Annotated in this window: 9 protein-coding genes; all 9 read right to left on the reverse strand. The window is 44.1% G+C overall.

The features are described 5' to 3' along the window. Positions 1–426: 426 nt before the first annotated feature. The 9 genes from MHH56_RS30255 to rpoC all read right to left on the reverse strand — a co-directional run bounded on the left by MHH56_RS30255 (position 427) and on the right by rpoC (position 12,314). Positions 427–1,221 carry an ABC transporter ATP-binding protein gene (locus MHH56_RS30255; protein ID WP_339205289.1) on the reverse strand — a complete coding sequence of 265 codons (795 nt, stop codon included), beginning with the start codon at positions 1,219–1,221 and terminating at the stop codon, positions 427–429. Beyond that, complete coding sequence (locus tag MHH56_RS30260; protein ID WP_339205290.1) at positions 1,221–2,135, reverse strand: ABC transporter permease; 915 nt, start codon at positions 2,133–2,135, stop codon at positions 1,221–1,223. Before MHH56_RS30260 ends, MHH56_RS30255 begins: the two co-directional genes overlap by 1 nt. 98 nt (positions 2,136–2,233) lie before the next feature. After that, positions 2,234–3,277, reverse strand: coding sequence for an ABC transporter substrate-binding protein (locus MHH56_RS30265; RefSeq protein WP_339205291.1), 1,044 nt, complete (start codon positions 3,275–3,277; stop codon positions 2,234–2,236). A 306-nt stretch (positions 3,278–3,583) separates the two neighbouring features. Further along, entirely contained in the window at positions 3,584–4,774 is a 1,191-nt protein-coding gene (gene tuf / locus MHH56_RS30270) for an elongation factor Tu (RefSeq protein ID WP_076271433.1), read from the reverse strand. 115 nt (positions 4,775–4,889) lie between these two features. Next, positions 4,890–6,965 (reverse strand): elongation factor G, encoded by a 2,076-nt coding sequence (fusA, locus tag MHH56_RS30275; RefSeq protein WP_339205292.1) that lies wholly within the window; start codon positions 6,963–6,965, stop codon positions 4,890–4,892. A gap of 29 nt (positions 6,966–6,994) precedes the next feature. Beyond that, complete coding sequence (rpsG, locus tag MHH56_RS30280) at positions 6,995–7,465, reverse strand: 30S ribosomal protein S7 (protein WP_028609662.1); 471 nt, start codon at positions 7,463–7,465, stop codon at positions 6,995–6,997. A gap of 66 nt (positions 7,466–7,531) precedes the next feature. Next, positions 7,532–7,954, reverse strand: a complete 423-nt coding sequence (rpsL, locus tag MHH56_RS30285) for a 30S ribosomal protein S12 (protein ID WP_054025332.1) — start codon at positions 7,952–7,954, stop codon at positions 7,532–7,534. 256 nt (positions 7,955–8,210) lie between these two features. Next, on the reverse strand, positions 8,211–8,441 hold the full coding sequence (locus tag MHH56_RS30290) for a ribosomal L7Ae/L30e/S12e/Gadd45 family protein (RefSeq protein WP_339205293.1): 231 nt from the start codon (positions 8,439–8,441) through the stop codon (positions 8,211–8,213). Between the two features lie 246 nt (positions 8,442–8,687). Continuing rightward, positions 8,688–12,314, reverse strand: coding sequence for a DNA-directed RNA polymerase subunit beta' (gene rpoC / locus MHH56_RS30295; RefSeq protein WP_076271436.1), 3,627 nt, complete (start codon positions 12,312–12,314; stop codon positions 8,688–8,690). Positions 12,315–12,382 lie beyond the last annotated feature (68 nt).

Raw genomic sequence — 12,382 nt, forward strand, 5'->3', positions numbered from 1 at the left:
ACAGTCAATATTATACCGAATCTAATAGGCAAATGCAACATAAAGTTTCTTCTTTCTTTATACCCTCATACAACTGCGGAAAGATCGTCAATAATGCATTGCAATCTATCCTTACATTCGCCCATTATGTCCCTTATTACAAGTATCTAGTACACTATCATTATAATAACGGACTTAATGGGCGCTATATGATTATATACATCATCCGGATGAAAATACACCACCAAATAACGCCAACCTTCACATTTACAAAAAAAACACGCAGCGACCACATGTCGCTGCGTGTTTTCCTTCTATAATAACAGAGTTGAAGTGAAGTATCCGCAGGCTCTGATTCTACTTGTTTAGAAGGTGCAGGCAGCTATGACTTTTCTAACAGAGCTGCACACTCTCCATCCAACACTTCATATTCAGAGTTATAACGCCCTAACCAAGTACGATACGATCATCCGCAAGTTTCTTTCCGCTTATCAACTCAAACTCACCTAGCAGTTGTTGTACAGTAAGATCCTTTTTGCGTTCTTCTGGTACATCAAGTATAATCCGGCCTTTGTCCATCATAATAAGTCGATTGCCTAGGCGTATAGCCTGCTCCATATTATGAGTAACCATAAGCGTGGTCAAATTCATCTCGCGAACTAGGTTTTCCGTTAAAGTCGTAATGAGCTCCGCTCTTGAAGGATCAAGCGCTGCCGTATGTTCATCAAGCAATAAGATTTGCGGTCTTGTAAAGGTAGCCATTAATAGGCTTAACGCTTGGCGTTCTCCACCTGACAATAAACCCACCTTTGCCCCAAGTCGATTTTCGAGACCTATACCGAGGCGCTGCAGCTCTTTCTTAAAAATGGCACGTTTTGCGCGTGTTACACCAAAGGAAAAACCACGTGACTTTCCACGAGCATAAGCTATCGCTAAATTTTCTTCAATGGACATACGTGGCGCTGTTCCTGCCATCGGATCCTGAAATACTCGGCCAATCCAGCGGCTGCGCTCATATTCCGATAGATGACTTATATCGTTGCCGTCAATTCGCACTTCGCCCGCGTCCGGCTTCATCACGCCGGATATAATGTTCATTAATGTAGATTTGCCTGCTCCGTTACTACCGATAACCGTAATAAAATCGCCTGGCTTCATAATAAGATTGGCACCTACGAGCGCTGTCTTCTCATCAACGGTACCAGGATTAAACAGCTTGGACACTTTAGCGATCTCCAACATTAGCGTCCACCTCCAGGTTGAATATTATCCAAGGATGCCAGCATTTCTGCCGTTCGTCTTTTGGCTATATTCTTTTGCTTCCATGTTCTTCTTATCGTAGGTATGATCAATGCAAAAATGATAATTACTGCTGTAATAAGCTTCATATCAGAAGCATCCAACCATTCAACACGTAGTGCAAATGCATAAATAATTCGATAAATAATCGAACCAAGTATAACAGCCAAAGTTGCTCTAAAGATTGTGCGGGATCCGAATATCGCTTCACCAATTATTACGGATGCAAGACCAATAACGATCATTCCAATACCCATGCTATTATCCGCATATTTATTGTAATGTGCGACTAATGCACCTGAGGTTGCAACTAGTGAATTCGACAAAGCTACGCCAAAAATCGTCGTAACATCTGTATTTGCACCAAAGCTGCGAATCATTCGAGAGTTATCCCCAGTTGCACGAAGACTCAATCCGAGATCCGTTCGGAAAAATAGATCGAGAACCAACTTAACCACAACGACAAAAATGATCATAACAACTAATGTGGATACATTACTAAATAGATTTTCCTGTCCCCTTAAGGAAACGTTTGGTTTTCCCAAAATTCTTAAATTGATTGAATACAGTGCTATCATCATAATAATGCCTGACAATAGTCCGTTTATTTTACCCTTTGTATGGAGTAAGCCTGTACATGTACCCGCTATAGCCCCACCTGCAAATGCACACAATACCGCAATCCATGGAGCTGTTCCATTAACCGTCATAACCGTACCGATAGCTGCGCCTGTTGTAAAGCTGCCATCTACCGTCAAATCCGGAAAATCAAGAATTCGAAACGTTATATATACTCCAAGTGCCATAAGCGCATACAATAATCCACTCTCTAAAGCTCCCTGCATTGATACGAGCATATGACATACCTCCTTTTTCATAACAAGGGGGTGAACGAGTAGCCCGGTCACCCCTTTTGAACTTATGAGCCTATTATTTTTAGCAAATGAATTTTAATTTACTCGATAATGTTGTTTGCTTGATCTTTAACGAATGCTTTCATCTCGTCAGTAACTGTAATGCCTTGCTCAGCTGCTGCTTTCAAGTTGAAAATGAAGTCAAGCTTCTGTGGCACTGTAACATCCATGTCTGCTGGTTTTTTACCATTTTTCAAAATCTCTACTGCCATTTGGCCAACTTCATAACCATGATCGTAATATTTGAAGCCTACTGCCGCAAAAGCACCTTTTTCTACCGTATCACGGTCAGCAGAGAAGAATGGAATATCATTTTTATTAGCCACTTCAATAATAGCATCAACGCCGCTAACAACCATATTATCCAAAGTGATGTAGATAGCTTCTACACGGCCAACTAGTGATTCTGCCGCTTGTTTAACATCTGAAGAGTTCGCTACCGAAGCTTTAACGAGCTTAATGCCATGTTCAGCAAGTGCCTTTTCAGCAATGTCGCCCATTACAACCGCATTTGGTTCTCCTTCATTAATAACAAGGCCCACATTTTTTACATTAGGAAATTGAGCAGCGATAAAATCCATCGTTTGTTTAATGGCATCTGGATTCGTATCAGAAGCACCAGTAACATTTCCTCCTGGAGCTTTCAATTGTGTAACGATTCCTGCATCAATTGGATCTGTAACTGCAGCGAATAATACAGGGATGTCCTTGACTTCATCAGCCAAGCTTTGTGCAGTCGGAGTTGCAATTCCTAATGCAAGGTCACTTTTACTTGATTTAATCTTTTGTGCAATTGTAGCAATATTCGCTTGCTCACCTTGCGCATTATTGAAGTCGATTTTAAGATTTTTGCCTTCTTCAAATCCACCATCTTTTAGTGCTGCAATAAAGCCTTCGCGCGTTGCATCCAATGATGGGTGCTCAACAATTTGTGAGATCGCGATCGTATACTGTTTCTCACTGTTGCCTGAGCCCGATTTATTTCCTTCGTTCTCTGTGCCTGCTTTACCTGAGTTTGCACCACATGCTGCTGTTACTACCATAACTGAAGCTAATACCAAGCTAAGTATAAATTTTCTGTTCATTCTTCAAACCCCTCTCATCATATAAATTCTCTTGTAATGAAGCCGTTTGCAAAAAAACATGTACAGCAAAGCATTATCGCTTTCTATCATTAAAGCCTATTTCGGTGCGGAATGACTTCAATTAATAAGTGAAGGACAAGCTCTACCTACTATTCCTTAATATTAAATGGGCTTAAGGCATACAGTCAATGAATAGTTATTTGTAAAATTAAGTAAGAAGCCCTATTGACCGTTATACATAGAAAAATAAAAAGCCCTCACCGAAGTGAGGGCTTTTGTCATTCATAGCGGCTAAGCCGCAATGAATTATTTTTGGATAGAAGCTACAGCGCCAGCGCCTACAGTACGGCCACCTTCACGAATAGAGAAACGAGTTCCCTCTTCAACAGCGATTGGAGCGATAAGCTCAACCGTTACAGTGATGTTGTCGCCAGGCATAACCATTTCAGTACCTTCTGGCAAGTTGATGATACCCGTTACGTCAGTTGTACGGAAGTAGAACTGTGGACGGTAACCAGTGAAGAAAGGCTTGTGACGGCCACCCTCTTCTTTAGTTAGAACGTAGATTTGAGCAGTGAAGTTAGTGTGTGGTTTAACCGAACCCGGTTTAGCCAAAACTTGACCACGCTCGATGTTGCTGCGGTCTACACCACGAAGCAAAGCACCTACGTTGTCACCAGCTTGAGCGGAGTCAAGCAATTTACGGAACATTTCAACGCCTGTTACTACGGACTTACGGGATTCTTCAGCAAGACCGATAATTTCGATCTCGTCGCCAACTTTGATAACGCCACGCTCAACACGACCTGTAGCAACAGTACCACGGCCAGTGATTGTGAATACGTCCTCGACAGGCATAAGGAAAGGCTTAGCAGTATCGCGCTCAGGAGTAGGGATATAAGTATCCACTTGCTCGAAAAGCTCGATGATTTTTTCAGCCCAAGGACCATCTGGGTTAGCAAGTGCTTCACGAGCTGCACCACGGATGATTGGAGTGTCGTCGCCTGGGAACTCATACTCAGAAAGAAGGTCACGAACTTCCATTTCAACTAGCTCAAGAAGCTCTTCGTCTTCAACCATGTCGCATTTGTTCAAGAATACAACGATGTAAGGTACGCCTACTTGTTTCGAAAGCAAGATGTGCTCACGAGTTTGTGGCATAGGGCCGTCAGTAGCGGAAACTACAAGAATAGCTCCGTCCATTTGAGCAGCACCAGTGATCATGTTTTTTACATAGTCGGCGTGACCTGGGCAGTCAACGTGTGCGTAGTGACGAGCAGGCGTCTCATACTCAACGTGAGCTGTCGAGATCGTGATACCACGCTCGCGCTCTTCTGGAGCTTTATCGATTTGGTCGAATGCGATTGCTGCACCGCCGTATTTTTTGGAAAGTACAGTTGTGATAGCTGCAGTCAAAGTCGTTTTACCGTGATCGACGTGACCGATAGTACCGATATTAACGTGCGGTTTGTTACGTTCAAATTTTGCCTTAGCCATTGAACTTGAGCCTCCTCAATTTAACATCATATTTTTTATGTGTGGCCGACATTTGGCTCGCAAGCAAACCAAAATGACGGCAAAAGCAATTTGTTGAGCGCTAGTCCAAAAACGATTACTCGCCTTTGTTTTTAGCAATAATCTCATCAGAGATTGATTTTGGAACTTCTTCATAGTGAGAAAGCTCCATAGAGAATACGCCGCGTCCTTGTGTACCGGAACGTAGTGTAGTGGAATAACCAAACATCTCGGAGAGAGGTACCTTGGAGCGGATAATTTGTGCACCTGCACGAGTATCCATACCTTCGATACGACCACGACGGGAGTTAAGCATACCCATAACGTCGCCCATGTACTCTTCTGGAACAGTAACTTCAACTTTCATGATTGGCTCAAGAAGAACTGGCTTACATTTTTCTTTGGCAGCTTTAAGCGCCATCGAACCTGCAATTTTAAACGCCATCTCCGAGGAGTCAACATCATGGTAAGATCCGTCAACAACAACAGCTTTAACATCAACGAGCGGGAAGCCGGCTACAACACCGTTCTTCATTGACTCTTCGATACCAGCTTGGATTGGAGCGATAAATTCACGAGGAATTGATCCACCAACTGTTTTGTTTTCGAATATGAAGCCTGTACCAGGCTCAAGTGGTGAAAACTCAACCCAACAATGACCGAATTGACCTTTACCACCGGACTGACGAACGAACTTACCTTCAACCTTCGCAGCTTGACGGAACGTTTCACGGTAAGCAACTTGTGGTTTACCAACGTTTGTCTCAACTTTGAATTCGCGGAACATACGGTCAACAAGGATCTCAAGGTGAAGCTCACCCATACCAGAGATAATTGTTTGGTTTGTTTCTTCATCCGTATGTGCACGGAAAGTAGGGTCTTCTTCAGCAAGCTTGGAAATAGCGATACCTAGTTTGTCTTGGTCAGCTTTCGTTTTTGGTTCGATAGCAACCGAGATAACCGGCTCAGGGAAGTTCATCGATTCAAGAACGATGATGTGCTTCTCATCACAAAGTGTATCACCAGTAGTAGTATCTTTCAAACCTACAGCTGCAGCGATATCGCCGGAATAAACTTCCGTGATCTCTTGACGGCTGTTTGCGTGCATTTGAAGAATACGTCCAATACGTTCACGTTTGCCTTTTGTTGAGTTAAGGACATACGAACCGGATTTTAGTACACCAGAATACACACGGAAGAAAGTAAGTCTACCAACATAAGGGTCAGTCATGATTTTGAATGCCAAAGCCGCGAAAGGCTCTGTGTCTGAAGATGGACGTTCTCCTTCTTCACCGTCTTCAAGAGTACCTTTGATAGCTGGTACATCAAGAGGTGAAGGTAGGTAATCCACAACAGCATCCAACATCGGCTGAACACCTTTGTTACGGTATGAGGAGCCAGCTACAACAGGGAAGATTTTAACTTCGCAAACACCTTTACGGAGTGCTGCTTTAATTTCTGGAATAGTGATTTCTTCACCTTCCAAATATTTCATCGTTAATTCTTCATCCAATTCTGCTACTTTCTCAATCAATTCCGTACGTAGTGCATCTACTTGCTCTACATACTCAGCTGGAACTTCAACTTTTTCAGGGTCTTTACCAGTATCGTCTTTGTAGATATAAGCTACACGTTCAACGATATCGATAATACCTTTAAAGTCGCTTTCCGCGCCGATTGGAATTTGAATTGCTACGGCATTGGCACCAAGACGCTCACGCATGTCTTTGATTACGTTTAGGTAATCTGCACCAATGATATCCATCTTGTTTACGTAGGCAATCCGAGGTACGTTGTAACGGTCAGCCTGACGCCATACGGTTTCAGACTGTGGCTCAACGCCTTCTTTTGCACTGAAAACCCCAACGGCCCCGTCCAATACGCGTAGGGAACGTTCAACTTCAACAGTGAAGTCAACGTGTCCCGGGGTGTCGATAATATTAATGCGGTGTCCATGCCATTGAGCAGTCGTCGCGGCAGACGTAATTGTAATACCGCGCTCTTGTTCTTGTTCCATCCAGTCCATCGTAGCTGCACCTTCGTGCACCTCTCCGATTTTGTGAGTACGGCCCGTGAAGAACAAAATCCGTTCAGTAGTTGTGGTTTTACCGGCATCAATATGCGCCATAATCCCGATGTTACGCGTATTTTTCAAGGAGAACTCTCTTGACATAAAATTGTCTCCTCTCGAATGTAAAAATTCTACCAGCGGTAGTGAGCAAACGCTTTGTTCGCTTCAGCCATTTTGTGAGTATCTTCGCGCTTTTTAACAGCTGCGCCAGTGTTATTGGAAGCATCTGTGATTTCAGCAGCTAAACGCTCTTCCATCGTTTTCTCACCGCGGTTACGTGAGTAGTTCACGAGCCAACGGAGACCAAGTGCCGTACGGCGCTCTGGTTTAACTTCGATCGGCACTTGATAGTTTGCACCGCCGACACGGCGTGCTTTAACCTCAAGTACAGGCATAATATTTTTCAAAGCAGCTTCGAACACTTCCATCGGATCTTTACCCGTGCGTTCTTGAATCAGTTTGAAAGCATCATACAATAGTGTTTGTGCAACGCCTCTTTTACCGTCAAGCATAATGCGGTTGATTAGGCGCGTTACCAGTTTGCTATTATATAGCGGATCTGGAAGCACATCGCGTTTCGTTACAGGACCTTTGCGTGGCATGAGAAAGTCCCCCTTTCTTCTAATAGTTGCTATTTCTAGCATTTCAATAACCTGTTAAGGTTATGATTATGATTTTTTAACTTTCGGACGTTTCGTACCGTATTTCGAACGAGCTTGCATACGGTTGTTTACACCTGCAGTATCAAGTGCACCGCGAACGATGTGATAACGTACTCCTGCTAAGTCTTTTACTTTACCACCACGGATCAAAACTACGCTATGCTCTTGCAAGTTGTGTCCGATACCTGGAATGTAAGCCGTAACTTCTAAGCGGTTCGTTAAACGAACACGAGCATATTTACGAAGTGCGGAGTTCGGTTTCCTTGGAGTCATTGTACCTACACGAGTGCACACACCGCGTTTTTGAGGAGCGCTGATGTTTGTAGCTTCACGTTTCAATGCATTGAAACCTTTTTGCAATGCCGGCGATTTCGATTTAACGACTTTCGCTTGGCGTCCTTTACGGACTAGCTGGTTAATAGTTGGCATGTTGCCACCCCCTTCCCTATATTCATGTCTTTTGAAAATATAAGCATTTATAAAGAAGTTGTTTATAAATCAACTTATATTCTTTCGCGTAAGCGGGCTCTTCCCACCAAAAGACGGCAATAGCTGTTTACGCATGTATGGTAGACATTTTACCTAAAATTAAGCCCACAGATCCAGGCGGATCATAAAAGAACAAACAAAAGTTCTCGCCAGCTAATCATCGCTAAATAATCAACTAACAAAAACGGCTATTGCGTTATTCTTCTTCGGTTACGAGCGCTGCCATCGCGGCCCCGACATCGATGCCACAGGTTTCCCCAAGCTCTATCATCGTGTCGATCCATTTCATTGGAACTCCCGCCCGCTCACATAGATGAACAATCTTCTCTTTCATCTGCGGATCTGCATCTCGTGCGATATAGACTTTAATGGCTCTTTGTTGCTCGAGCATCTTCGTCGTTTGCTTCGCGCCGACTTTGAATTGCATGATAATCACCTTCAATTCTTCCATTCAGCGAACACACAATTAGGCACACTTCGATATAGTATCACCTACTATGTGCTTGTGTCAAGAACCTTCTAGGATAATCACTTGTAAACTTTTTGTAAATGAATCTCATACTGTAAACATATAAAAGAGCGGTCATCTTCCGCTTCCAAGGAAACGGAAGATGTGACGCTCCTTCGATATTAGTTAGTATCCGGTTTTAAGAACATAATCTCTTCAAGCCGACTAGTCGACTGTTACAGCTTCTGTTTCTAGTTCGCCTTCAACTGCAGTAGTTGTTTCATCTTCAAGTCCAGCAAAACGAATGTTACGATAACGGGCCATTCCAGTACCTGCTGGAATCAACTTACCGATAATAACATTTTCCTTGAGTCCAAGCAACTGGTCAACTTTGCCTTTAATAGCTGCATCAGTCAATACACGAGTTGTTTCTTGGAAGGAAGCTGCTGACAAGAACGAATCTGTCTCAAGCGATGCCTTCGTAATACCGAGCAAAACTGGTTTTGCAACAGCTGGTTCGAGATCTGCGAAAATCGCAGTGCGGTTTTGAGCTTCATATTCATGAATATCAACGAACGCACCAGGAAGCAACGTTGTGCCGCCTGCATCTACGATACGAATTTTACGGAGCATTTGTTTAATCATGACCTCAACGTGCTTGTCATTGATTTCTACCCCTTGATTTCGGTAAACGCGCTGTACTTCTTGCAAAATGTAGTTTTGAACGCCACGGATACCTTTGATACGCAGCATATCTTTAGGGTCAATTGAACCGTCAGTCAGCTCATCGCCGGCTTCGATTTGTTGACCTTGCGTTACGCGGATACGCGAACCATAGGTAACAGCATACACTTTCGATTCCGCTTCACCTTGAACCTCGATTTCACGACGGTCCTTAGCTTCACGGATTTCTTTAACCACACCATCAAGCTCAGAAATAATCGCTTGGCCTTTCGGATTACGCGCCTCAAACAACTCTTGGATACGCGGCAAACCTTGTGTGATATCATCTCCCGCAACGCCGCCCGTATGGAACGTACGCATTGTGAGCTGTGTTCCTGGCTCACCGATGGATTGAGCTGCGATAATACCTACCGCTTCCCCAATCTCAACATGTTTACCAGTTGCAAGGTTACGTCCGTAACAGATCTTACATACGCCATGACGAGCACGGCAGCTTAGTACGGAACGAATTTGCAGTTTTTCAACACCAGCGTCGATAATTGCATCCGCTTTGTTAGAGTCAATCAACTCACTGCGGTTAACAATAATCTCGCCTGTTTTTGGATTACGAACCGTTTCAAACGCATAGCGGCCTTCAATACGGTCATAAAGATCTTCAATAACCTCTTTACCGTCTTGAATTTTGCTTACAGAGAAGCCTTTATCGGTACCGCAATCTTCTTCACGTACGATTACGTCTTGTGCAACGTCAACAAGTCGACGAGTCAAGTAACCGGAATCGGCAGTACGAAGGGCAGTATCGGCAAGACCTTTCCGCGCTCCGTGAGTAGAAATAAAGTACTCGAGTACTGTAAGACCCTCGCGGAAGTTCGATTTAATTGGCAACTCGATGATACGACCGGATGGATTGGCCATCAAACCACGCATACCGCCAAGCTGTGTAATTTGAGATTTGTTACCCCGTGCTTTGGAGTCCACCATGAGCATGATGTTGTTGTAACGATCCATCGATTTCATAAGAACTTCGGTGATCTCGTCTTTACATTTACCCCAAATTGTAATGATCCGGTCATAGCGCTCTTCGTTTGTAATCAAACCACGACGGTATTGATTCATAACGGTAGCAACCTTCTCATCGGAGCGCTTCATGATTTCGTCTTTCTCTTTCGGAATGATAACGTCAGCTACGCCGATCGTAATACCAGCCTTAGTTGAGTAAGTGAAACCAAGCTGCTTAATGCGGTCAAGAAGCATCGCAGTAAGCGTAGTGTGGTATTGGCGGAAACATTCTGCAATAACTAATGCAAGATAGTCTTTACCTACCGCACCAGGCGTTTCGATTGCATCCAAGAATTTAGGAAGATCTGCGCCTTTTTCGTAAACGAAATATTTATCTGGTGTACCGTGCAATAGGTTCGTTTTCGTTGCTTCGTTGATATAAGGGAAATCTTCAGGGAAAATTTCGTTGAAGATGACTTTACCAACTGTCGTAACGAGTAACGAGTTTTGCTGCTGCTCGGTGAAGTTAACTTTTTTAAGCACACGAACCGGAATGAAAATTCTGGCGTGCAAGGAAACAATACCACGTTGGTAAGCAGAGATCGCTTCGTTAATGGTACCAAATACGGAACCACTGCCTTTAGCCTCTTTGTTATCCATCGTCAAGTAGAAGCTTCCTAGTACCATATCCTGTGAAGGAGTAACGACCGGTTTGCCGTCTTTCGGGTTAAGGATATTGCCTGATGCAAGCATTAGCAAACGTGCTTCTGCTTGTGCTTCAGCAGACAACGGAACGTGAACGGCCATTTGGTCACCGTCGAAGTCAGCGTTGTAAGCTGTACATACGAGCGGGTGAAGCTTAATTGCGCGACCTTCAACCAAGATAGGTTCAAATGCTTGAATACCTAGTCTGTGAAGCGTCGGGGCACGGTTAAGCAATACTGGGTGCTCCTTGATTACTTCCTCAAGAACATCCCATACCTCAGGGCTTACGCGTTCAACCTTGCGCTTCGCACTCTTAATGTTATGTGCTAGGCCTTTATTAACAAGCTCTTTCATAACGAAAGGCTTGAACAATTCTAGTGCCATTTCCTTAGGAAGACCGCACTGGAACATTTTGAGGTTTGGACCTACTACGATAACCGAACGACCAGAGTAGTCAACCCGTTTACCGAGCAAGTTCTGACGGAAACGTCCTTGCTTACCTTTCAGCATATGGCTGAGGGATTTAAGCGGACGGTTACCCGGACCTGTAACAGGGCGACCGCGACGACCGTTATCGATCAATGCGTCAACCGCTTCTTGCAGCATCCGTTTTTCATTTTGCACGATAATATCAGGAGCGCCCAGATCAAGCAAACGCTTCAGACGGTTGTTACGGTTAATAACACGACGATACAAATCATTGAGGTCAGAAGTCGCAAAACGACCGCCATCAAGCTGTACCATCGGACGAAGCTCAGGAGGGATGACAGGAAGCACGTCTAGAATCATCCATTCCGGTTCGTTGCCGGAATTGCGGAATGCTTCTACTACTTCAAGACGTTTGATCGCACGATTGCGTCGTTGTCCTTGAGCAGTACGCAGTTCTTCTTTCAATTGCTCCAATTCTTTGTCAACGTCGATATCTTGCAAAAGTTTTTTAACAGCTTCGGCACCCATACCAGCATGGAATCCATACCCGTATTTCTCACGGTAGCTGCGGTATTCTTTCTCCGATAGAAGTTGTTTCTTCTCAAGTGGGGTATCACCTGGATCCGTTACGACATAGGATGCAAAATAAATGATCTCCTCAAGCGAACGAGGCGACATATCAAGTGCAAGGCCCATACGGCTTGGAATCCCTTTGAAGTACCAAATATGAGAAACTGGAGCTGCTAGCTCGATGTGACCCATACGTTCGCGGCGAACTTTAGCGCGAGTTACTTCAACGCCACAGCGATCACAAACGACGCCTTTATAGCGTACACGTTTGTATTTGCCGCAATGACATTCCCAGTCTTTTGTAGGTCCAAAAATTTTCTCGCAGAAGAGTCCTTCCTTCTCCGGTTTTAAGGTCCTATAGTTGATCGTCTCCGGTTTTTTAACTTCTCCGCGGGACCACGAGCGAATTTTATCCGGCGAAGCCAGACCTATCTTCATATACTCGAAGTTGTTCACGTCCAACAAGGAGCAACCCTCCTCCGTCATGTATGACAATGTCTATCTAATCAGCTAGATTCCGTCATAGGCGCGTG

Source organism: Paenibacillus sp. FSL K6-3182, from assembly GCF_037976325.1.
Lineage (GTDB): Bacteria > Bacillota > Bacilli > Paenibacillales > Paenibacillaceae > Pristimantibacillus.